Raw genomic sequence first — 22,769 nt, 5'->3', positions numbered from 1 at the left:
GAAGATTATGTCTTTGTTTGATTATACATTGAAAGAATTACAGGAAAAGCTACATAACAAAGAGATCACAGTAACAGATCTTGTGGATGCTTCCTATGCGCGTATCAAGGAAGTGGACGATGAAGTAAAAGCTTTCTTGACGCTTGATGAAGAAAATGCACGTGCAGCTGCGAAGGAATTGGACGAGCAGGGCAGCGACAACCCGTTATTCGGTATTCCGATCGGCATCAAGGATAATATCGTGACGAAAGGTCTTCGTACGACATGTGCGAGTAAGTTCCTTGATAACTTCACTGATCCGCTTTACGATGCGACAGTCGTTTCCAAGCTGAAAGATAAGAAAACCGTTACAATCGGTAAATTGAACATGGATGAGTTCGCGATGGGTTCTTCCAATGAGAACTCTGCTTACTTCACGACTCGCAACCCTTGGAACACAGATTACGTTCCAGGCGGATCCAGCGGTGCATCTGCAGCTGCTGTAGCTGCAGGAGAGGTGTTCTTCTCCCTAGGTTCCGATACAGGCGGTTCCATCCGTGAACCAGCAGCATTCTGTGGTGTAGTCGGCTTGAAGCCTACATACGGTCTTGTATCCCGCTTCGGTCTTGTTGCATTCGCATCATCTCTTGACCAAATCGGTCCGATGACGCGTACGGTTGAAGATAACGCACATTTGCTGCAAGCAATCGTCGGTCATGATGAAATGGATTCTACAAGTGCTGACGTAGAGATTCCGAACTACACAGAAGCTTTGAAACAAGATGTGAAAGGTTTGCGCATTGCTGTACCTTCCGAGTATCTTGGCGAAGGTGTTTCTGATGAAGTACGTGAATCCATCAAGGCTGCATTGAAAGTATATGAAGATCTTGGCGCAACTTGGGAAGAAGTTTCCCTGCCGCACTCCCGTTATGCAGTAGCAGCTTATTACTTGCTGTCTTCTTCTGAAGCATCTGCTAACTTGGCCCGTTTTGACGGCGTCCGTTATGGCGTTCGCTCCACTCAAGCGGAAAACATGGTCGATGTATTCAAATATTCCCGCCGCGATGGTTTCGGTGAGGAAGTAAAACGCCGCATCATGCTTGGTACGTTTGCACTTAGCTCCGGTTATTATGATGCGTACTACAAAAAAGCACAAAAAGCTCGTACATTGATCAAAAACGATTTTGACAAAGTATTCGAAGACTACGATGTCATCGTTGGACCGACAACTCCGACTCCAGCTTTCAAAGTTGGCGAAAAAGTGGAAGATCCATTGACAATGTATGCAACAGATATCCTGACTATCCCTGTAAACCTAGCGGGCGTACCAGGGATTTCCTTGCCTTGCGGATTCTCAAGCGAAGGCCTGCCGATCGGCTTGCAGATCATCGGTAAGCATTTTGATGAGGCGACGATCTATCGTGCTGCTCACGCATTCGAGCAAGCGACTGATCATCACAAACAGAAACCGGCATTGGGAGGCGTAAAAGGATGAATTTCGAAACTATCATCGGACTCGAAGTACACGTGGAGCTGAAAACGAAATCCAAGATTTTCAGCCCGAGCCCAAATGCATTCGGTGCCGCACCAAATGAAAACACCAACCCGATCGACCTTGGGTACCCAGGTGTGCTTCCTGTTCTGAATAAAGAAGCAGTGAACTTTGCGATGAAAGCAGCGATGGCACTGAACTGTGAAATCGCGACACATACTAAATTCGACCGGAAGAACTACTTCTATCCGGATAACCCGAAAGCTTACCAGATCTCACAATTTGATCAGCCAATCGGAGAGAATGGCTGGATCGAAATCGAAGTGGACGGTTATACAAAGAAAATCGGTATCACACGTATCCATATGGAAGAGGACGCTGGTAAACTGTCTCACACAGGCGACGGCTACTCCCTTGTCGATTACAACCGTCAAGGAACGCCATTGATCGAAATCGTGTCTGAGCCAGATCTTCGTACACCAGCTGAAGCGTATGCTTACCTTGAGAAGCTTCGCAACATCATCCAGTACACTGGTGTATCCGATGTGAAGATGGAAGAAGGCTCCCTTCGCTGTGACGCCAACATTTCCCTTCGCCCGATCGGACAAGAGAAATTCGGTACGAAAGCAGAGCTGAAGAACTTGAACAGCTTCGCATTCGTCCAAAAAGGTCTTGAGTTCGAGGAAAAACGCCAGCAGAAGGTCTTGCTTGCCGGAGGAGAAATCCTGCAGGAAACACGCCGTTATGATGAGTCTACAAAAGAGACCATCCTAATGCGTATCAAAGAAGGATCTGACGACTACCGTTACTTCCCAGAGCCGGATCTTGTACCATTGTACATTGACGATGCTTGGAAGGAACGCATCCGTGCATCCATCCCTGAGCTTCCGGATGCTCGTAAAGCACGCTATGTGAACGAGCTTGGCTTACCAGCGTATGACGCAATGGTATTGACGCTAAGCGTGGAAATGTCCGATTTCTTCGAAGCGACATTGAAAGCTGATGCTGATCCTAAAGCTGCTTCCAACTGGCTGATGGGTGAGGTTTCTGCATACTTGAACAAGCAGCAGAAAGACCTTGCTGATACAGCATTGACGCCAGAAGGACTAGCTAAGATGATCACATTGATTGAAGACGGCACTCTTTCCTCTAAGCTAGCTAAAAAAGTATTCGCGGAGCTTATTGAAAATGGTGGCGATCCAGGGCAGATCGTTAAGGATAAAGGACTTGTCCAAATCTCTGATGAAGGACAGCTGACTGAAATCATCACAGCTATCCTTGATCAAAACGAACAGTCTGTCGAAGACTTCAAGAACGGGAAAGACCGTGCCCTCGGCTTCCTGGTCGGCCAAGTCATGAAACAGACAAAAGGCCAAGCCAACCCGCCGATGGTTAACAAAATCCTGATTGCGGAAATGAATAAACGCTAATTAGAAAATCCCGCCTTGTGCGGGATTTTTGTGTGTTTATTGAAGTTTAAGTTACAGACTATTAAGCTCTCAAGCACTATGATGGCAGGATGTCGTAAAAGAAGCCGCAATATTTTAATGGGATTATATAGATGAAGTAGTAATGGAAGTCAACCCCAACCTCATAGCTTTGACAGTCACCGTTTTCTAAATACGAAGCGCATGTTGTTCACTGATACGTTCTCGATTTAAAAGTTTATTTAACATATGCAAGTACAAATCCATCATAGCCTTTGCTGCCAACCGTCTGGACCGCTGTAGCATCGATGCGGGGTTCATTGGCAATCAATTGGAGAAACTGCTGTATACCCTGGACACGTTCGTCAGTGCTTTGCGGATTTGCGACTTCGCCTTCTCTGACGACATTATCAGCTATGATGATTGCACCTGGTGCTGCTAGTTTGATGGACCATTTCAAATAGTCAGGATAGCTTGGTTTGTCAGCGTCAAGGAAGATGAAATCAAAGATATTTCTATTTTGCTCAAGGAGTGAGGGGAGGGTATCTAGCGCATTTCCTATAATGACATCTGCCTTGTCTTGCAATCCAGCTCTGGCAATATTGTCCCGTGCCACTTCGGCAAAGTAAGGATGAGCTTCCAGTGAGTATAACTTTCCGTCAGCAGGAAGGGCTTTCCCAAGCCAAATGGTGCTGTAGCCGCCAAGTGTGCCGATTTCGAGAATGCGCTTAGCTCCTTTGACCTTTGCCAGCAAATGCAATAGTTTCCCTTGTAGAGGTGAAACATCGATTTGGGGCAAACCAGCAGCTCGATTTGCTTCAAGTACATAATCAAGATTTTCATCGTTCGTCAGCAAACTATTCAAAAAAAGCCTGTCTACGCCACTCCATTTGTTTTCCACTCACTTCATCTCCTTCTTTTCTGTACTTTAAGTGTATAGGGAAGTAAGAAAGAAATGCATTGCATGGGGAAGAAATCAATAAATTTTATCCTGGATGCACAAAGAAGATCGACTGGTTTTGGCTAAAGGATATAACTAATCCCCGGAAATGGGAAATTACATGAAAACGGGTTAAATGATTCTTGATTTTCCCATACTGACTGGTGATAGGCTTCCAGAAGCAGACAAAGACCTTTTCAAAATAGGAAAAAAAAGCTATGATAGGACTTGGACAATGTGAACGTAAGGTTTGGTAGGAGGCAATACAATGAAGCGCGCTCGGATCATTTACAATCCAACTTCAGGTAAAGAAGCGTTCAGACGGGAACTCCCGGATGTATTAGAAATTTTTGAAAAGGCAGGCTATGAAACTTCGGCGCATGCGACCACGTGTGAAGGAGATGCTACGGCGGCAGCACGCTTGGCAGTGGAGCGGGGCTACGATCTTGTCGTTGCATGCGGCGGGGACGGTACTGTCAATGAGGTCGTCTCAGGCTTGGCAGAACAGCCTAACCGGCCGAAGCTCGGAATCATTCCGGTCGGGACGACGAATGACTTGGCTCGTGCATTATTCATACCACGCAATATCAAGCGGGCTGCCGAGATCATAGTGGAAGGCAGAACACGTAAGCTTGATATCGGGAAGGTCAACGACCATTATTTCATGAATATCGCTGGCGGCGGAAAGCTGACAGAACTTACGTATGATGTTCCAAGCAAGACGAAAACGATGCTTGGTCAAATGGCTTATTATTTGAAAGGCATCGAGATGCTGCCATCGCTTCGCCCGATTAAAGTAGAGATAGAGTATGACGGGAAATGGTTCGAGGATGAAATCATGTTATTCCTTGTATCGAACACGAACTCTGTCGGCGGTTTTGAAAAACTTGCACCAGATGCACTCGTGAATGATGGCTTGTTCGACCTTGTCATCTTGCGTAAGACAAATATTGCGGAATTCATCCGCATCGCTTCCTTGGCTATACGGGGAGCGCACTTAGATCATGATCTTATCTTCTATACAAGAGCGAATCGGATCAAGGTCAAACCTGCTGATAAGATGCAGCTGAATATTGACGGGGAATATGGCGGCTTGCTGCCGGGTGAATTCGTCAATTTGCACCAGCATATCGAATACTTTGTCACAGAAGAATTCATCCAGAAACAAGATAGCTTAGCGAACTAAGCTGTCTTGTTTCTTTTTTCGACATATTTCCCGGGCAATAGACCCGGATTTCTGATTTCCGCCACAATATGATACAATCTTGAAAGCAAAAACAAAAAGGACGATGAAAATGGCAAAATTAACGCCACCAGTTGAAAAGAATCAAACAATCGAACTGACCTTCGAAGACTTGACGCATGATGGAGACGGCGTCGGCAAAGTAGACGGCTATCCCTTGTTTGTCCCATATGCACTGCCAGGTGAAACAGCCCAAGTGAAAGTAATCAAGACGAAAAAGAACTTCGGCTTCGGTAAGCTTATGGAGATTACCAAGCCAAGCCCAGCGCGGGTAGAACCGCCATGTGATGTTTATATACAGTGCGGTGGCTGTCAGCTTCAACATATGAGTTACCAGCTGCAGCTAGAGATGAAACAAAAGCAAGTGAAGAATGCTATGAAGAAAATCGGTCATTTGGAACATGTACCCGTTCACCCAGCGTTAGGTATGGATGATCCATGGCGTTATCGCAACAAGATCCAAATCCCGACTGCAGAGCGGAACGGAGAGATGATCACTGGTTTCTATCGCAAACGCAGCCACGACATCATCGAGAACATGGAAACATGTGTCATTCAAGATGAAGTCAACGACCGCATGGTAGAAGCCGTTCGTCGCATCGCCAGCCGCCTAGGCATCTCTGCTTACGATGAAGAAACACATCGCGGTGACCTGCGCCACATCATGGTCCGCACTGGCCAGCAAACAAATGAGACGATGATCGTACTCGTCACACGCATGAACGAACTGCCATATGCGAAAGAACTCGTAGCCGAGCTTCATGAAACATACCCGCAAATCAAGTCTATCGTGCAAAACATCAACAAAGAACGCACAAATGTCATCCTTGGCCGCAAAACAAAGCTGCTATGGGGTGAAGAATACATCTACGATACAATCGGAGATATCAAATTTGCTATTTCCGCACAATCCTTCTACCAAGTCAATCCGGCCCAAACGAAGGTATTGTACGATCAAGCTTTGAAATATGCCAATCTGAGCGGCAATGAAACAGTCATCGACGCTTATTCCGGTATCGGTACCATCTCCCTTTTCCTAGCTCAAAAAGCGAAGAAAGTCTATGGAGTGGAAATCGTACCACAAGCAGTATCAGATGCAAAAATGAACGCCAAGCTCAATCACATGGACAACGCAGAATTCTACGTCGGCAAAGCCGAAGAAGTCATGCCATGGTGGAAAGCCCAAGGCCTCAACCCAGACGTAATCGTCGTCGACCCACCACGTAAAGGCTGTGAAGAAGACCTGCTTCAAGCCATGATCGACATGAAACCAAAACGCATCGTCTACGTCAGCTGCAACCCAAGCACACTAGCGCGTGATTTGCGCTACTTGGAAGACGGCGGATACGAAACAAAGCAAGTACAGCCTGTAGACATGTTCCCGCAAACTGGTCACATTGAGTGTGTGGCGGAGATTGAGTTGAAGGTGTCTAACTAAAATAAACATTTCTCAGTAAAAATAAACTTTTCCTAATAAGACCCCGATTTCGGTAAAATAAACAATTCCGATTTCTGGGTCTTTTTCTATTATCCCTTGTCCTGACTGTCTTTTCTCGATTTTCTCTTCCTTCCATTATCGGAGATCTTTATTTTATCTGAAGAAAAAAGGTGAAAAAACAGGTGGAAAAGCGGGTGAAAAACGGCCAATTTTGAACAGAAAAAGTTTGAAAATGGGGGTTTGGTAGGAAATCTTTATTTTAACTTGAACGGTGGAATGCGGGCTGGAGCGGGTCTTTTTAGGAAATGTTTATTATTGTTGTACATAGTAGAGTTAAGATTTTCAGTTAAGTTTGTAATATTTAAACTTTAGATAAAAAATTGAGACATAAGAGAAAAGAATACATTTAAAATAGAGGTCATATAGAAAGGAATGAATGTAACAATTTCTTTCATGTGTTCCTTAAGAGTTTGTTCAACCACCTAAAACTGAAAATCCTTCATACTATGTCCTATTTCTAACACCATCAATTTTGTCATTCTTTTATACTCCATTAAATAATAGGTTCCCTATACCTTTGTTATTATTAACGAAATATTCTACTCGATATAACAACGAATAATAACATCATCAAAAAAAGAGCCTGAATTAGGCTCTTTCTTGTGTGTAGTCGATATTAATCTTTGTATACAGTTTCGGAAGCATTGGCTTCCAGGCCAGTTTGTGCTGCACCTCTTTGATTGTTAGCTTCTTTAAAACTACTCCAGTTATCTCCACCATCGTCGATTCTCATGAATAAGGAATCTCCTTCGGTATATTTAGGGTTTTCCTCTTTAAAGGTTTCAATAAATGCATTGAGTGAGTCTTCGCTATCAACGTTATTTACTTCAACAGTAGCATAGTACATACCACTATCATCAAATCTATCTTGAGTCACAGTATATTCACCGGACCAAGCTTTTGATTTTTCCTCTGCCTCTCCGCCACATGCTGCAAGAGCAACGATTAAAAGACCTGCAATTAAACTTCCTAACAACTTTTTCATAAATAAGACCTCTCTTACTAAAAAATTCAAGCTTTATTAAATTACATCTTTTTATTCAAATTTGCAATAGCATCTACAGCGGTATTTTTTGGTAACAAGATGTAAGCAACATTTAACTCTCCCCTTCTAGTAAGTACGCTTATGTGACTCATCTTGTTCCTATAACTTTTCTATTAATGTTCTTTTTACTGATTCTATTTCATTCCGGTCTCCCTGCTAAATACTTCTGTCTCCTACTAAAAAGTCGGTACATTCGAGGAAAGAGCGTGAGTAAATAAGAAGGGCAGACAGTCGTATAAGCCAATCAACTTAAATACAGAAACTCAGGCTGGTTCCATATTGAGTGCTGTCTTTTTCTTTTTAACTAAAAAGTTAAGAAGTATGTGTATACAGTGTTTAGTACCAACCCTTTTCAACTGTTTTTCTAACGATGTAAAAACGCTCGCTCATTCGTATCTTTTCCATCTATCTTGTCCCAAAAGTGTTATATTTAACTCGAATCTGTACCAGTAATCCTACCAATAAAGGAGAATATAGAAATGGCTCAACCAAACGGTTTATACATATTTTCATTATGGTGAAATCGGATAAATTTATGAGATATAACATCATCCTAAATCTGTTATATTTCGCTGTATGATTTAACTCAAGCCCATCAAAAGTTATCGGCTCAATAATCAGAATAGGCTCTACATAGGGGTTCCATATGATTTAATCTGTGGGATTATCTCCTCCATTCTTCAACAGAGCCAGCATCTAGTAATTCTAAAGGCAAAGGAACTAGCGTAAGACCGCAAAACGTCTTGCCTAATATTCCAGAAGATGTGTACTTCCAAACATCCGATGGTAAAGTTCTATCTGCTTCCGGCACACACAATACAAACCAAGTGTTTGCACCTCGTGTTCTTGAGAAGTCTAAAGATAAATTTGTTGTGGAATATACGCTTAGTGACACTTACACAATGGGCATCCAAACACCTGGACGTATTTATGTTTCAGAGGATACGCCAGACGGTATGTACAATGTGAGAGCATGGACTCCAACCATAAATGGTGTTCCGACTAAAAATAAAACAACAGACAGCACCGGATTTACTCTTTATAAACCACAAAACCTAATTGATATTCTGGGTGGAAAAGTATCTAGTGACCCTAAAGAAATTCCTACTTCCGGAAAAGGTGTGATTGACTTCAACCGAGTACCAGATATGAGTATCCTTGTAGTTGGTTCAGATAAAGATGATCTTGTTAACTCCTTGTCCATTAATCAGACACCAAGACTTTCTAACTAAAAAGTTAGAAAGTCTTTTTAAATAAATTATTTCATTAATATCAGATGAAGGATGAAAATGGTAGAATAGATTTAATAAGTTGGATCTGAAAAGTATAGTTAAGATTCTTAGGAAGCAGGAATTAAGATGACTATTAAAATTAAAGGTACAGATAGTCTAATAAATACGAAACAGCTCACATTCAATCGGATGTGAGCTGTTTTTATTTTGCCTATAGTCAATAGTAAAAGGAGGATTTCCGTTGAAGAATAGGAGAGTGTATCAAAACAATGGGAATGGAAACAAAGCAGCACTTCATAGAGAACAAAAGGTGCCGCCAAAAGAAGCAAGAGAGAGAGCAGATAATTGGTTATGGGATCAAGAAACTCTTCGTGTGTTTGTTGATGCTTCAGAATTAAAAAGACAAGGTATATTTGGTTTAGGAGCTATTTATGTAGGACAAGGATGTACATTTGTAAAATCTAAAAAACAATATAATAGCAGTATGCAAACAGTAAGTATCTATGGAGAGATTATGGCTGTTGACTTTGCGCTAAAGAATCTTGATTTCATACTGAATGAAAAGTTGATTGCAGTACCTTCAAAGGTGATTATTATTAGTGATTGGAATGGAATTGACTTAGTGTATGATGAGGATATACTACTAGAGAAGTTTCCACTTATTAATGATGTTGCTAAAAGAATAAATAAAAAGATGGAATTATTCTCTCTTTCTAATCCGGATATAGACTTGATTGTCAGCTCTCTAAATTCAGATGAAAAGAGGTATAACCCGTTTTATAAAGCAGCTCACAATGCAAGTGGAAAGGCAATTGGGCTATCAAGAATGAGATAAATAGGCGAAAGTAAAGGGGAAATGTGAAAGTTGTATGAGGAGCCTCTGAGCGTCTTCTGAAGTAAAATTTTTATAGGAGGTTCAAGTATGTCAGATAACAAAAACAATCGACCAAAGAGGAAGTTTGCGTGGATGGATGAGTACATAAAACGAACCGGGGAAGTGGCCATGGAACAGGCAAAAAAGAATAATACGTATATTGTATACGAGAAGGATGGCAAGTTGGTAAAGGAGTACCCAAATGGCAAGATTATTCCATTAAATGTGGAGGAAGAAGGATAATAGCATTTGTCAGGAAAATAACACTGGCACATATCCCCAAGACTAAAGAACCGTTTTTGCAAAAGGCTTATACAATTGTTGGGAATGATTGGATGTGTTTTGTATGATTTTTATGGACTACAGCAATAATCCGAAGCTTATGGAGGTACCACTGCGTGAAATTTAAATTTGTAATCTTTCTGATTCTAACAACGCTGATTATAGGAGGATGCAGTATGAGTAATGGAAAAGAGTCCCTCTCCCCTTCTGAGATGGATCCGAATGATTTACCAGATGTACCGGCATTTCAAGATGAATATACAAGAGAATACATGCAGTCTACTGAACAAGTTAAAGACGGTTATTACCCATTAATCTCTAAGACGAATGGATTCACTCTTCACTTCCCTGAAGATATGGTTGTTGATGATACCAGTAACGCACAGCCAGACGAACTATATGAATCTCTCATATTCCATTATGAAGACAATGATATAGCAGCGATGGATGAGTTCACCATTCACTATATTAGTCCTGTATCTGACATTGAATGGAGTAAGGATTATATGAATAGAAGAGCCGGGCAGGAATTGAATTTTGAAAAACTAGAAGCGGATTATGAGAATCAGTACATTGAAGTGGCAGAAATAAAACCGGATGATTCTACCTTGACACTAGCTGCGCTTATTTGGAATGACAATGATCAGCAAGCACAGATATTTACAGATATTATGTGTAGAAAAGATATCGACAAAGATGAATGTGCTTCATTACAAGATGAGGAAAGGGAAAAAGTAACAGAAGTCCTTAAATCTATAAAATTCCTTGATGGTAAAGGTAAGTGAGTTGAATGACGCAGAATATACTTGATTATAAATATATATATCTATGCGGCTGACTGATGAAGAATATAAGAATATGGATGCCCGGGAAATGGAGTCTAAAATAAAGCAAATATATTAAGATACAGGTTCGATACTAAATGCGGAAATAAAAATCTTCGATAGTACAGACTCCAATAACGATATTCTCAAATCCACTGGATATGATGGAACAGCTATTTATGTTGATGACGGAAACCGAAAAGAGATGTATGTCATCTCACAAGGCTCAACTAATGGTCCAGACTGGTTTTTTAATGCCAAAGGCGTATTCTTCATCACGTATTGTTCCTTTCAAAGTAGATTTGATTTAGTTTTATAAAATCCTTTTTAACCAAAAAGTTATAAAGGACAAACTTTGCTACAGATTCACTATTGTTGTTGTCTACTATCTAAATCTTTTAAGAGCTGTGACATTTCAAGTTGGTTTTGTTGATACTCTTTTTCTCTGTTATTGAGATAAAAGCTTTAGATGCTTTCTTTGAACCTCTGAGGTTTGGCTGCAATCTTCTTAGCATTCTTGATTAGGTTTTGATTTATTTCTTTACCGAGTGGCATACGAAAGTTGCTCCTTTACTAGATCTTTTTGAAAAAATCTATTTGTAGGGTTGATTTTATTATTCTCAATGTCCTTTTCAAGTAGTTCCGTTGCAGCAAGTAACCAAGCAGCGGAAGGTGAACAAAAGCTCTTAGATATGTATCAACAATATGACAAAATTAGTGACGAAGCGCTGTCAATGAATTAAACGCAGCTGTAGATACCCTTATCAATAATAATCAAGTTAATATCTCTATAGATCTTTCAGACATAGACTTTTCTTCTCCTATGGTTATGCAAGAGAAGGAGTCCGGACTATACGTAATTAGTTACCCTCTAAAAGACCAATATCATAAACTAAGTAATGTCTCCATCGCTTTGTATGAAGATAATCCTTGTTTACTGCATCAGAATTATAGGTATATGAAAATGAGCAAGGAAATTTTGAAGTTGCATATTATCATGATGGGGAGCAAGTAGGAAAGGAAGCTACAAACGAACCATATGCAGACGCACCTACTTCTTCAGGTGGTTTCACGACACAAGGAGTTAATTGGAGTGAATGGGCGGATTGTTTAGGTGTTCCTGGTGCTGTTGCATCTACTGTTGGCTCAATCTGTGCTGTGGCTTGTGCAGTAACAGCGGGTACGGGTTGTCTAGTCTGCGCAGCGGGAGCAGCGTCTGTTGCTACAGGTCAAGCAGCATCTTGTTTAGAACAAGCATGGGAGTGATTTTATGAGTACCAAATCGTTTAACAAGGGTGCCGGAATTTCTGCTTTACTATTAGGTTCAGGTGGATTGTTATGGGGATCGTTTGCCACTATGCCAGTTATACTAATTATAGGATTGGTGCTGATGATTGTCGCTGTAATTTATCTATCACGAGCCGCTAAATACCGGAACGAACATAACGATTTGTGAAGGAGGGAATTCCCTCCTTCTTTATTTTTGCTTGATACTCATCTCATCACAGATAGGCCATCTTTATTATTTAGTAATGTCTTACAAACAACAAACGGCAACCTATGTTAGGTTGCCGTTTGTTATATTTGATCATTTATTAAACCATGAACAAATTCCAAACGGTCCAGATCGAAGTTCTTGAATTCTTTTAAGTAGGAGTTCATTTTCTCTTCGTAACCGCTTTACCCCATTTGATTCACAAGTAGTCGCCAGGGGTAAGTTAAGACTTTTTCTTTTTACGTTCTCTTGAGTATTCAGATACACCACTCCCAACCCAAATTGATTACTCAAATTATCTCTTGAAATTAGTTTTTTCGCAAATGATATTGGGATTCGGATATGATGTATCGTTAATCATATTATCCATTAAGTGTTAGAAGGGAAAAAATTACAACCCGTGTGTAACTTTTTATAAACCTGGTTCGTTTTCTAATTGAAGCTGGTCAGCAGGAAGGGGTTTTCAAGGTGACGAGGAGGAAACCTCTGGATCTAATCACCGAAGAGTATGAAAGGAATTACCCGAACTTAAAAAGATATCTAATGACACTAACCAGAGATGAACAATTGGCAGAAGATATTATCCACGAAGTTTTTTCGAAATTACTGCAAATGCCCGAATTGATTTACTCAACTGCATCACTTGAGGGATGGCTAATTAAGGCTTCGAAAAACAAATTAATCGATTACTATCGGAAAAAGAGACCAGATTTGCTTGAAGATGATTTTATAATAAATTCAAATGCCACAGATAAGAATGAACTGGAACGAAAAATCATTCAATCTGAAGCAATCAATGAACTTCTTTCAGATCTGAATGCAGTCGATAAGAATATCTTTTTACTTAAAGAACACTATGGATTCACCTTTAAGGAAATAGCAGTCTTTCTCAATCTTCCAGAGGCTACACTCAAAGTTCGTTTATTTCGGATGAAAAAAAGATGGTTGAAATATAGGGAGGGAGACAAATGAATAAAGAAGAGGATTTTCATATATTGGCTAAGGAATTACTTGTTTTTTATGATGAACTTGACCCTGAAGTAAAAGTTATATTGGATAATCATTTTAAGAATTCAGATGAATATAAAGAAATAAGGTCACTGAGTTCCTTCAATTACATGGAAGAGAATGATAAAAAAGAAAGATTGGTCCCTTCACAAGCACTCACTAATGAGTTCAAATCTTTAAAGTTGTTTAGACAAATGATTATGGGGTTATTGATTCTATCAAGGGGGATATTGATATTCTCTTTGTTAAGTAGACCAGATTTTAATTTAGGTATGATTAAATCAGATTTAATTCTTTATTACGTTCCTTTGTCCATAATTGCAAATATCTTAACGTTAATTGGATTTAGAAAGCGAGTGTTTTGGCCTTTATTAAGTTTCGATGTGCTGTTCTTGTTAGCCTTTCTGATGATTTAGTATAAAAAAGGAGTGTTTATAATGAAAGCATTGGCTTTAACTGGTGGTATTCTGGGGTTTCTTATATCTTTATTGGCTCAGTTGTTTGCGGTGGTTGATGATTCTTATGGTTTTGGTAATGATGGTATGGTGGGTATGATTAGTGGCATTGTCGCTATAATTGCCGCTTCATTAATGAAGAAGCGTCCAGTGCTTGCAAGTATCTTATTGATAATTACTACTATCACCGGTTTTTATGGATTATCAGTCCTATATGTTATTCCAGGCATTTTAACACTTGGTTCGGGTGTATACCTATTATTAAAGAGAAAACAGGCAATGAGGCAGGCTGCAGACTAAAACTCATTTATGAAAGCTTATAAGTAGTAATAAAGTGAAGTCTACAGAAGAGCAATCCAAATTGGATTGTCTTTTTTTTAAAAATTAAATTGGATAACTATAATTTTGAATGCCTAAAACAATATTACCGAATCACAACCCTATACATATGTATATTTTGGTATTGGTATAGTTATACGAATGGAAAGACATCCTATGAGGAAAAAATATAGCAAAGGTAGTTGTCCACGTATTCCAATTAATCTCACTTATATAAATGGCTATTGGAAAGCTTTTTATCCAAATAGTTAAAAAGTAAGAACACATTAGGATAGATAAGATGAATAGAGTTGTTTCATGTGCAGAATAACGCCAACACTAATATTAACAAAAAACACGATATAAATATTTAAATAAATAAGGATTGCAACACTTTCTTCTCTCTTTAACAGAAGTTAAGGAGTTGACGGGGTTGATTAGAAAAGAATTATAATTATGTAGTGACAAGGAATGAAGTAGTAATTGATGAAAAGACGCCGCCACAAAATCAGCAAAATATAATGATTCACGCTTTGACCATTTTACTAAAAAGAACGAGAAGAGTTTGAAAAGATTTATAAAGAACATATGAGAATGATCTATGGGGATAATTATAGCGACACTCTATTACGTTAAATCAATTAAGGTCTTACATCGTATCTTAGAATATCTTATCTTCATGTCTAACCTGTATTGCTATTGGACGGCTAAGTTAGTATATGTACAAGATCATCCTATAAAGGACCCTTAAAATTAGTAATACTTCTACTAATTTTAAGGGTTTTTTACATTGTCGTTTGTATCAAGTCCAGCAAAAGAGGCCTAAAGTATTACTAAGAATTATATTAATCAAGAAATTACTGTAAGCATATTAAGTTTTCTATATGATAAAATTGAACTAGTCAGTTATCCAACTACAAGAATCTACTTAAAGAAATATTAATAGGAGAAACATAAAGGATGGATCTATTAACCTTACAAGAGTTAGAAACATATCTTTGGAAGTCAAGGTAAAGAAGCAGCGTAGCAGATCTCATGGATTTACACCCAAGCGAATACAATACGAAACTTATAGGAGCATCCTAAAATGAAAACAAAAATGAACTATTTAGTTTTACTATTAACAATCATCTTCATGGTTGGTTGTACAAATGTAGAAAATACAGCCACTACAAATAAAGAAACAGTTTCAAAAGTAGTAGCAGCAGAGAATTCAGATACAAAAACTGAAAAGCAAGAAGCTGAAGCGCAGGCTGCGGATGAACCAGGAAGAGCGGAGCCTCCTCAAGAGAAAGAAGCTATAACGGGTGCAGATGACGAAGAATTTCAAGGATACGATATCCTTGAAGTCGATGGTGGTGACTTGTCTGGTTATCGTCAACCGAACGTCGTTGTTGACATTGGTTATGGAGACCGTGAATATTGGGCATTTACTAATGAATACGGGCAACTAGTACGTGTCATTGCTGACGAAATCATTCTACAGGATGACAGCAGCGAACCTGTATTATCGACAGGTAGATACTATTCTGACGAGGCGAAAGTTCCTGGTGTCGAAAGTGACGTGTTGGATGAGGGACATATCATTGCCGATTCTTTAGGCGGTGTATCGAATGCTTATAACATCACACCTCAAGACAGCACGCTCAATCGGCACGGTGATCAAGCCTATTTGGAAAAAAGTATCCGTGATGCAGGAGGGGCCACTGACTTTGAAGCCATTATCACCTATCCGGATACAGAAACGCAGATTCCGTCAAGTTATAAATATACATATACTTTAAAGGGTGAAGTGATTGTTGATACATTTGACAATGTGAACCCGGACGAAGTGAACGAATCACTCGGATTAACAGGTAATAAGCCTTCCGAACCAACCAGTTCAAACACAAACGGTGATATTGCTAGTGTTGATTTAAACGGTAATGGACAGGTGACGATTAAAGAGGCAAAAGCGGCAGGTTTTAGTATGCCAATAACAAAAGATCATTGGTTATACCCATATATGGACGATCGTGATAATGACGGAATGGTAGGTGAATAAACCGCCATAACTTTAATAATCAATGAAAGAACATATTCTCGCTGGACTTTGTTTTAAAATTCAATTGATATACCATTTTTTCTACTCTGTCTAACTAAAATAAACATTCCTGATTAGACCTGGATTTCGGAAATAAACATTTCCGATTTCCGGGTCTTTTTTGCACAGCTATTCTTATTATTGTCTGTTCTTTTCTCTTCTCCTTTAAGGCAAAAATTAAGAGGATGGATAAGTTTCTTGACGAAATAGCTCAAACAATAGATTCGTTGTGTTTTTCAGGAATAGATTTGATTCATTTTTATTTAAGATACCTATTGGGATAAAGGGGTCCTCCATTTTAATCGGTACTTTGATGAATTTGTCAGATAATGCTAAAGAGGAAAGTACCACTCCAATTGAAGGGAAAACTTCAAGGAATTCCGGTATGGCAGAAATCTGCCCAATTGTATAAGTGAAGGGTTTAGCATGCATCCGCGAGAGTTCCTTATGTAATTTCATGTAATATAGGCACCTTTCTCCACCAATGAAAAGGGGGTGCTCGTAAAGATCCTTGATTGAGGAAATGTCCCCAATTGTTTCAGCATGTTTCTTTGCCATGATGAAAGAAATCTCTTCTTTGTATAGCTCTTCAAATTGCTGTGTGTGCATGACTGGTTCCCCTGAAATGGCAAAATCTATTTCATCATTGAGCAGTCCTTTGTGGAGAAAGTCAGTATTACCGATAATGAAATTGCATGTAATATTGGGTTTTTGACTTCTGAACTTTTGGAGGACAGCGGGAAGAATAGAGGTGGCAACGGGCTCTATGACACCTATATGAAGTGTTCCAACTTCTTCTTTTTGCAATCTTTGGGACTTATCCAATACAAATTCCCAGTGGTTGATAAGTTGATCTATCTCTTTGGCAAAAATTTGTCCTGAAGGGGTCAACTCAGCCTCCCAGCCTCTTACAAATAATTTGAATCCCAATTCCTCTTCTAATCTTTTTATCTGATTGGTGATAGTTGACTGTGCATAATTCAGTTTTTGGGCAGCTTTTGAAAATGTACCTTCTTGAATAACTGTTTGAAATGCTTTTAACTCCTTTAAATCCATTGTCAATAATCTCCATTCGATTTGTGAATAATATTATGCAGATTAATCAATTATACAGAACAAGTTTTGGGGCGTAAAATTAAATTAACCAAGGGAGAGGGGAGGACATCCAAATGCCGTTCGTAAGAGTGAGTTATATGGAGAATGAGCACGATAAAGAGAGTTTATCTCTTATAAGCAACACGATAATGAAGGCACTAATGAAAGAATTCAATGTACCGGAAAAGGACTGTTTTCAAGTATACCATTCTCACAAAAAAGAAGAATTTATATACGACCCGAATTATCTTCTTAGCAATGATAGGAATACTAGTCTTTTGTATATTCAAATCACATGTGGTTCAGGAAGGACGCAGCAACAGAAACAATCCTTATATAAGGAATTAGCTAATCGATTGCACAATGAAATCGATATACCTAAAGAAAATATATTTATTGTGTTAGTGGAAGCAGGTCTGGAGAATTGGTCCTTTGGAGATGGTCTTGCGCAAATGATAATGTGATTGTAGGAGGAAAGGAGAAAGGATATGCACAAACCAATAAAACCAGCCGTGAGATTGTCCCTTGGGGATTTTGCATCAACATTTGTTGATTATTCAGAGCAAGTACTATTTGGTGATTTGTGGCGGAGAGAAGAACTTTGTCTCAGAGATCGAAGTATGGTGACAGTCTCAGCCCTGGTAAGCGGAGGCAATTTAGACCAGCTTAAGTACCATTTACATTTGGCAAAAGAAAATGGTGTTACAGAAGAAGAACTTATAGAAGTAATTACACATCTTAGTTTTTATGTCGGCTGGCCAAAAGCAGCATCAGCGTTAGAGACTGCTAAAATGATCTTTCGAGATTAAGGGGATGCTATATTTCTTTTCTTTAGTGAAGTTAATTATAATCCTTCAGGAGTTATATTAATGTGTGTGAATGGACGTGTTAAAGTTTAAATCTATTCTTTATAGCATATTTTAAAAGAACTGGAAATCGGAAGAATAAACAAATTCCGATTTCCAGTTCTATTTCATGCGCAGCCCTTGCCACTCCAAGCTATCCCCATCACTCTCTTCCTTCTTTTATCGGAGAACTATATTTAAAAGAGCGAAGAACGGCCAATTTTGTAAAAATGGCAATTTATTTTGTCTGTAACTTTAAAACTTATTTTTGCGTTTGGAGATATAGATGGGCGTATATAGTTGTCTTTTTCATTGGACTTTGGGGAAAGCGGCGTAACGTACAGTTCAAAAATATTAAGAGAGCTAGAACATAACTTAGAGAGTGTATCCCTTGGTTAAATTAATGTGCAAACTTGCCAGACTATTTTATGACGGCAAGAGGTTACTGATATTTTCCAGTGTATTTATATGTATGTTTTTTCTTCTTGCTTCATCAAGAATTAATTTTGCACTGCGCCCAGTTATCGTATTGTTTCCTTCCATTAAAACTCGTGCTGTACTGCCATTTTTAAATATTAACTTGGACATTATGATGCCTAACATCTTTGGTGATAGCATTGAAAGTAAAGTATTCGTGGCATCAAATTTCATTCCTCGATTCCTCATTATTGGTTTCAGTTGTCGAAGATTAATGGAGATATTACCCAAGCCATGGATGGAATCCATCAATCTTATGAAACTACCTTCTTTTAGAACCTCTATTTCAATAGCTACATTTAAGAGGAAGTGATTCATTAAGAACTTTTTAAAGTCTGCTTGTCTTTTGACGGTGAAATTAGCTTGCTCAAATAGCGTGTACACTTGTTGAACACGTTCCTTCGAAGCTGTCCCTATATCACCTATCATGATAGAAGAAGAAAATCCACCATTAATTACATTTGTACCGGCCGTTCCGCCGCCAGCACCAGGAAAACCGTATATAAGCTGGGATTGTGGTAAATGTTCTGTCTGCTTCGCGGGATCTTCCCAAAAATTATTAAAGAACAATACAGTGGCTTTATTAACCTTGTTATTTAATGCTGCTACAATAGAACCGATTTGTTCAATATTAATGCTCACAAGTATCAAGTCATAGTCATGGTTTTCTGGTATTTCATAGCGTAAGTTAGTTTCCCAAGATACATTTACTTTTTCAAGCTGACGTTTTCTCCTCCTATCTTCGAGCTGCAAGCTGAGCATGGGGGTATACTTATCTTTAGATTCCGGTCTGATATAGAAGTCGATATTGTTTCCGTTTTCTTTGAAAGTCCACGCATATTGAGTAGAAATCACTCCACGCCCAATAATTAAGATATTCATAGAATTCCCTCCAGTGATCAAACATTTCATTATTTACTGAACAGGTGTTGATCTAATAGTATCATGAGTAATAAATGGAACAAATCATCAAAAGCGAAGGTATGTTGTTTAATGAACATAATATAAAAAGTGTTGAGGTGTGGAGATGGAAAGAAGAAAAAGAAAAACGCAAAAGCTGATAATAAATACTTTTCTTAAGTTACTTCATGAGAAAACATTCGATAAAATCACAGTAAATCAACTTACAAAATCAGCCGATATTAACAGAGGCACTTTTTACCTTCATTATCAGGATAAATATGCATTGTTGGAAGAAACATTAAAGGACTATATAAATCAGATGAACCAATACTGTCTTCATAATAAAGAAGAGATTAGCCACGCACTTACTTTAGCTTTTGATTACTTAAAGGATAATTACAAATTTATTGAACCCTTATTGAGGAATGAAGGATATCAATTATTCCAGAACGAACTAAAATCATCTATATCTACTTTTATTGAAACCTCGGATTTGGTTGATCTTCACGTTGTTAGTATTCTGAAGAAAAAAGCTATCACATCGACTATCTTAGGTGTTATTGAATGGTGGTTATTAGAAGATGAATTGAAAGCATCTCCATCAGATATTGCTGCTGAATTAGAAGGGATAGTCTTTTCAATTATTCGGTAAGGTCATAATCTTGGATATGAATAAAACTGAGGAGTACTATCGAGCCGTATACTATTCTAATTAAAATAAATATTTTTTAGTGATAATATCCTTTTCCTATCCATAGCATCCAAAGTCTTCTTAACAATGCTAGGATAATCACTACCTTGAATTGCATCCATAGATACAACATTGTAATGAGGGGTTGATTTGAATTCCTTGCTATAGATCATTGTTTCTAAGTAGTCATCTACATCTTGGTCTTTTATTTCAACTTTTTCTAGTACCTTGTGATAGAATTCCTTTATTTTTCGGCATACTGTAGTGCAAGGATTTCTAGTTTAGTAAATTTGTTTTGGATTACTTGAGCGATTTCAGCAGTTCCTTGAGCAGCTGTATTAGCTTACCACCAGAAATTGTTTGTTTATCGTGTTTATCAGTAAAAAAATTTGAAATCTAATTATATGTTCCCATAGTGTATTGGTAATAATGCCCAATACAAAAGTATGGTTTTTACAAATAGCCACTATATCCCTGTGATTGTAGTTGTTGGTTTTGTACAATTTATCGTAACAAGCATCAAAAAAGCGGAGGTATCACTCTGTGAAAACTAAATTACTGCTAATTATCTTAACGGCTATTGTGTTAGGAGGATGTAGTATGTCAAACGAAAAAAGGACTGCTTCTCCATCCGAGATGGATCAAAAATACTTGCCGGATGTACCGGCATTTCAGGATGAATTTACTCGTGACTATCTTCAATCAACTGAACCGGTTCGAGAGGGGTTTTATCCTTTCGAAGCAAAGTCTGAGAAATTCACGATGGATTTCCCTGAAGATATGACTATAGATGAAAGAAGTTATAGTAAGTCATCAAAGGATGATAGTGAATTTATTACTATTTCACATACTGATCAGAGCCTTGATGTAATTACAAATATCCAGTTGAAATATTACGGATTTATGGGAGATGAAGAAACGAGCAAACAGGGAATGTCTAAGAAGATGAGGGATGAATTGAATTTCGAGAATGTCTCATCTGAGTACGAGAATCAAAAAATAGAAGTAGCTAATTATTCTTCTGGTCCTTTCCCCGGCTTTGCTACGTTGATTTGGAATGACAATGATGAGAATATACAAATATTCGCTGATATTACTTGTGGTGAAGATGTAGACACAGATAAATGTAGTAAGCTTGTTGAGTCCGAGAAGGAAAGGATACTTGGAGTATTTCAATCTATTAAGCTTACTCAGAACGAAGGGGAGTGAGGCAGATGTCTTTAGACAAAATCACTTCCTCAAACATATGGCTAAGACTTGTTAACTCGGAGTACGATAATTTAGTTTCTAACGATTTAGAGACCAAATTCAAATCCATTTACCTAGAAGAAGCTGGAGAATTATTTGAAGGTAATGTAGAAATATATCATTCATCTGATTCAAACCACGTATCTGTGGTAGAAGTCATTGAACCATTGCAAAATGCTGACTTAGATGAACAGATTCACGATTTAAAAGTTAATGTTGAGAGCGGTTATACATTAATTGAAAGCTACAGAGAAGCGGTGGAAAAATTATTCAAGGAAGAAGAAAATCTATCTCAAATGTTTGCCTTAGTAAGGGGGAAAATACGGTTGTGGCAGGTGTACCTGCAAAAGCTGTGAAAGAAATCGAGGAGGATTCAGAGAAAAGTATAAATGCATAATTTTTTATGATGGGCTGGATGCAATGTTAATCCAGTCTGCTTTTCTACCAGCATCCAATAACCAGGGGGGGAAATCAACATGCTAAGTGAAGTCAAAAATAACTTGATTGTATCTTGTCAGGCTTTACCCGATGAGCCGCTGCATAGTTCATTTATCATGTCCAAGATGGCCTTGGCTGCGAAGCAAGGTGGAGCAAAAGGTATACGCGCGAATTCCAAAGAAGACATCGTTGAAATAAAGAAAGAAGTAGATTTACCAGTCGTCGGAATAGTAAAGCGTGATTATGCAGATTCCCCGGTATACATAACACCTTCCTATCAGGAGGTTGACGAATTGCTGGCTAGCGGGTGTGAGATGATTGCAATGGATGCTACAAGAAGGAATAGGCCTGATAATATCGCGTTAAGTGAGTTAGTACAGTATGTTCGAGAAACTGCACCAACCATACAATTGATGGCCGATATTGCTACTTTGGAAGATGCGATACAAGCTGAACAGCTTGGTTTTGATTGTGTTTCAACGACACTATATGGGTACACGGAGGAGACGAACGACAAAAAGCTTTATGATGATGATTTTGCTTTTCTAAGGAAGGTAATCGAACATGTCCGTTTACCTGTCATTGCGGAAGGAAACATACTGACGCCAGAGCTAGCTAAACGCTGTTTACAAGTTGGTGCTCATTCGGTGGTTGTTGGTGGTGCCATTACTAGGCCGCAGCAGATCACGAATAGATTCATCGAGGAAATAAAATCATATTAGCTGAAGGTTGTAAGTTGAGCATATTTTCAACAGAGTAGGTCCATTGGGATTCTGCTCTGTTTTTTTTCGTTGTAATTCTTGTAGATATATACATTCACAATAATTGGGTATATATGGTAAGATGTACAAGGATTAACCGATTACATAACTTAGAT

24 protein-coding genes are annotated in these 22,769 nt (G+C 38.7%); 20 read left to right on the top strand and 4 right to left on the bottom strand.

Annotation, left to right across the window (positions count from 1 at the left end):
- Nucleotides 1-7: 7 nt before the first annotated feature.
- Together gatA and gatB are read left to right on the top strand one after the other, a co-directional pair.
- Nucleotides 8-1,474: an Asp-tRNA(Asn)/Glu-tRNA(Gln) amidotransferase subunit GatA gene (gene gatA, locus SFC66_RS11645; RefSeq protein WP_411218898.1), complete on the top strand. Its 1,467-nt coding sequence runs from the start codon at nt 8-10 to the stop codon at nt 1,472-1,474.
- On the top strand, nt 1,471-2,901 hold the full coding sequence (gene gatB, locus SFC66_RS11640) for an Asp-tRNA(Asn)/Glu-tRNA(Gln) amidotransferase subunit GatB (RefSeq protein WP_411218897.1): 1,431 nt from the start codon (nt 1,471-1,473) through the stop codon (nt 2,899-2,901). Before gatA ends, gatB begins: the two co-directional genes overlap by 4 nt.
- A 235-nt stretch (nt 2,902-3,136) precedes the next feature.
- Here the strand turns inward: gatB and SFC66_RS11635 are convergent, their stop codons facing one another.
- Entirely contained in the window at nt 3,137-3,799 is a 663-nt protein-coding gene (locus SFC66_RS11635; protein WP_411218896.1) for an O-methyltransferase, read from the bottom strand.
- A 307-nt stretch (nt 3,800-4,106) separates the two neighbouring features.
- Here SFC66_RS11635 and SFC66_RS11630 point away from each other — a divergent pair, with 307 nt between their 5' ends.
- Both SFC66_RS11630 and rlmD read left to right on the top strand, forming a co-directional pair.
- Nucleotides 4,107-5,024, top strand: a complete 918-nt coding sequence (locus SFC66_RS11630; protein WP_411218895.1) for a diacylglycerol kinase — start codon at nt 4,107-4,109, stop codon at nt 5,022-5,024.
- Nucleotides 5,025-5,133: 109 nt separating this feature from the next.
- A complete protein-coding gene (rlmD, locus tag SFC66_RS11625; protein ID WP_411218894.1) occupies nt 5,134-6,519 on the top strand; it encodes a 23S rRNA (uracil(1939)-C(5))-methyltransferase RlmD in 1,386 nt (461 codons plus the stop codon).
- A gap of 676 nt (nt 6,520-7,195) precedes the next feature.
- Here rlmD and SFC66_RS11620 read toward each other — a convergent pair.
- Nucleotides 7,196-7,564, bottom strand: coding sequence for a hypothetical protein (locus tag SFC66_RS11620; protein WP_411218893.1), 369 nt, complete (start codon nt 7,562-7,564; stop codon nt 7,196-7,198).
- An 803-nt stretch (nt 7,565-8,367) separates the two neighbouring features.
- Here SFC66_RS11620 and SFC66_RS11615 point away from each other — a divergent pair.
- The 10 genes from SFC66_RS11615 to SFC66_RS11570 all read left to right on the top strand — a co-directional run bounded on the left by SFC66_RS11615 (nt 8,368) and on the right by SFC66_RS11570 (nt 16,156).
- Nucleotides 8,368-8,856: a hypothetical protein gene (locus tag SFC66_RS11615; RefSeq protein ID WP_411218892.1), complete on the top strand. Its 489-nt coding sequence runs from the start codon at nt 8,368-8,370 to the stop codon at nt 8,854-8,856.
- A gap of 241 nt (nt 8,857-9,097) precedes the next feature.
- Complete coding sequence (locus SFC66_RS11610) at nt 9,098-9,691, top strand: hypothetical protein (RefSeq protein ID WP_411218891.1); 594 nt, start codon at nt 9,098-9,100, stop codon at nt 9,689-9,691.
- 87 nt (nt 9,692-9,778) lie between these two features.
- Nucleotides 9,779-9,973, top strand: a complete 195-nt coding sequence (locus SFC66_RS11605; RefSeq protein WP_411218890.1) for a hypothetical protein — start codon at nt 9,779-9,781, stop codon at nt 9,971-9,973.
- Between the two features lie 215 nt (nt 9,974-10,188).
- Nucleotides 10,189-10,797 (top strand): hypothetical protein, encoded by a 609-nt coding sequence (locus SFC66_RS11600; RefSeq protein WP_411218889.1) that lies wholly within the window; start codon nt 10,189-10,191, stop codon nt 10,795-10,797.
- A gap of 130 nt (nt 10,798-10,927) precedes the next feature.
- Nucleotides 10,928-11,155: a DUF6792 domain-containing protein gene (locus SFC66_RS11595; RefSeq protein ID WP_411219111.1), complete on the top strand. Its 228-nt coding sequence runs from the start codon at nt 10,928-10,930 to the stop codon at nt 11,153-11,155.
- A gap of 951 nt (nt 11,156-12,106) precedes the next feature.
- Entirely contained in the window at nt 12,107-12,292 is a 186-nt protein-coding gene (locus SFC66_RS11590; protein WP_411218888.1) for a hypothetical protein, read from the top strand.
- 507 nt (nt 12,293-12,799) lie between these two features.
- A complete protein-coding gene (locus SFC66_RS11585) occupies nt 12,800-13,303 on the top strand; it encodes an RNA polymerase sigma factor (RefSeq protein WP_411218887.1) in 504 nt (167 codons plus the stop codon).
- Nucleotides 13,300-13,755, top strand: a complete 456-nt coding sequence (locus tag SFC66_RS11580; protein ID WP_411218886.1) for a hypothetical protein — start codon at nt 13,300-13,302, stop codon at nt 13,753-13,755. The genes SFC66_RS11585 and SFC66_RS11580 overlap by 4 nt, the downstream gene beginning before the upstream one ends.
- Before the next feature lie 21 nt (nt 13,756-13,776).
- Nucleotides 13,777-14,094, top strand: coding sequence for a hypothetical protein (locus SFC66_RS11575; RefSeq protein ID WP_411218885.1), 318 nt, complete (start codon nt 13,777-13,779; stop codon nt 14,092-14,094).
- Nucleotides 14,095-15,199: 1,105 nt separating this feature from the next.
- Nucleotides 15,200-16,156, top strand: coding sequence for a DNA/RNA non-specific endonuclease (locus SFC66_RS11570; protein ID WP_411218884.1), 957 nt, complete (start codon nt 15,200-15,202; stop codon nt 16,154-16,156).
- A gap of 216 nt (nt 16,157-16,372) precedes the next feature.
- On the opposite strand, the gene SFC66_RS11565 is transcribed toward SFC66_RS11570, so the two are convergent.
- Entirely contained in the window at nt 16,373-17,251 is an 879-nt protein-coding gene (locus SFC66_RS11565; protein WP_411218883.1) for a LysR family transcriptional regulator, read from the bottom strand.
- Nucleotides 17,252-17,388: 137 nt separating this feature from the next.
- On the opposite strand from SFC66_RS11565, the gene SFC66_RS11560 reads away from it, so the two are divergent.
- Nucleotides 17,389-17,754: a tautomerase family protein gene (locus SFC66_RS11560; RefSeq protein WP_411218882.1), complete on the top strand. Its 366-nt coding sequence runs from the start codon at nt 17,389-17,391 to the stop codon at nt 17,752-17,754.
- A gap of 24 nt (nt 17,755-17,778) precedes the next feature.
- Nucleotides 17,779-18,099, top strand: a complete 321-nt coding sequence (locus SFC66_RS11555) for a carboxymuconolactone decarboxylase family protein (protein WP_411218881.1) — start codon at nt 17,779-17,781, stop codon at nt 18,097-18,099.
- Nucleotides 18,100-18,561: 462 nt separating this feature from the next.
- On the opposite strand, the gene SFC66_RS11550 is transcribed toward SFC66_RS11555, so the two are convergent.
- Nucleotides 18,562-19,494, bottom strand: coding sequence for a ketopantoate reductase family protein (locus SFC66_RS11550; RefSeq protein WP_411218880.1), 933 nt, complete (start codon nt 19,492-19,494; stop codon nt 18,562-18,564).
- A gap of 145 nt (nt 19,495-19,639) precedes the next feature.
- On the opposite strand from SFC66_RS11550, the gene SFC66_RS11545 reads away from it, so the two are divergent.
- The 4 genes from SFC66_RS11545 to SFC66_RS11530 all read left to right on the top strand — a co-directional run bounded on the left by SFC66_RS11545 (nt 19,640) and on the right by SFC66_RS11530 (nt 22,614).
- Complete coding sequence (locus tag SFC66_RS11545; RefSeq protein ID WP_411218879.1) at nt 19,640-20,167, top strand: TetR/AcrR family transcriptional regulator; 528 nt, start codon at nt 19,640-19,642, stop codon at nt 20,165-20,167.
- A 639-nt stretch (nt 20,168-20,806) separates the two neighbouring features.
- On the top strand, nt 20,807-21,415 hold the full coding sequence (locus tag SFC66_RS11540) for a hypothetical protein (protein WP_411218878.1): 609 nt from the start codon (nt 20,807-20,809) through the stop codon (nt 21,413-21,415).
- 5 nt (nt 21,416-21,420) lie between these two features.
- Nucleotides 21,421-21,810: a DUF6792 domain-containing protein gene (locus SFC66_RS11535; RefSeq protein WP_411218877.1), complete on the top strand. Its 390-nt coding sequence runs from the start codon at nt 21,421-21,423 to the stop codon at nt 21,808-21,810.
- 120 nt (nt 21,811-21,930) lie between these two features.
- Entirely contained in the window at nt 21,931-22,614 is a 684-nt protein-coding gene (locus SFC66_RS11530) for an N-acetylmannosamine-6-phosphate 2-epimerase (RefSeq protein WP_411218876.1), read from the top strand.
- Nucleotides 22,615-22,769: the final 155 nt, after the last annotated feature.

It is taken from the genome of Terribacillus saccharophilus, from assembly GCF_046592895.1.
Lineage (GTDB): Bacteria > Bacillota > Bacilli > Bacillales > Amphibacillaceae > Terribacillus > Terribacillus saccharophilus_D.
Note: the sequence above shows the minus strand (reverse complement) of the source record. Positions and strands in the feature narration are given on the sequence as shown.